1 pseudogene is annotated in these 705 nt (G+C 74.6%); it reads right to left on the bottom strand.

Annotation, left to right across the window (positions count from 1 at the left end):
* Positions 1–705 (bottom strand): annotated as a pseudogene (locus P1P75_RS41820) (hypothetical protein); the annotation flags it as partial.

Here is a 705-nt window from a genome sequence, read left to right as displayed (position 1 = left end):
GGCGTGGGGAGCGTGGCGTGGACCGGCTGCGGCGGGACGGGCGGGGCGCTGTTGCCCGACGGGGGCGCGAGCAGGTCGCCGTAACTGGCCGCCAGGAGGCCCGTCTCGGGCTCGGGGAAGGCGTTCGAGGGCGCCGCGATCGGCGGTTGAGGCACGGCGAAGCCGGACATGGGCACCGGGAAGTCGTACCCGGGGGCGGCAAAGTCGGAAGCGGGGACCGGGGGACCGTACGAGGGGGCCGCGAAGTCGGATGCGGGCACCGGGAACTCGTACGAGGAGGCGGCGAGGTCGTACATGGGGCCGGCGAGGTCGTACGAGGGGGCGGCGAACTCGTACGAGGGGTTGGCGAAGTCGTACGAGGGCGTGCCGGAGTCCGGCGTGGGCAGGGGGACGGCGGTCCCGGCCGTCGGGAGGACGGCGTTGGGGCCGGTCGAGGTGACGGCCAGGCTGCCGGTGTCGGTCCGCGCTCCCGCCCATGGGTCCGTCTCCGGACGGTAGACCTGCTGCGGCCCGGTGTCCCAGGTCTGCTCGACCGGCCACGACGCGACCGCGGGCAGCGACGGCATCGGCTGCGGAACGGCACGGGCCAGCACCTCGCGGGCGGCGGCGAGCTTGCGCCCGATCTGTTCCTTGCCGCTGCGCAGGGAAGCCCGCGGCGCGGCCGGGGCGGGGGAAGGCGTTCTTTTATAAAAAACTGCCCCCCCC

Source organism: Streptomyces sp. ID05-39B (assembly GCF_033794725.1).
GTDB classification, from domain to species: domain Bacteria; phylum Actinomycetota; class Actinomycetes; order Streptomycetales; family Streptomycetaceae; genus Streptomyces; species Streptomyces bobili.
This window is presented reverse-complemented; position numbering and strand designations above follow the sequence as displayed.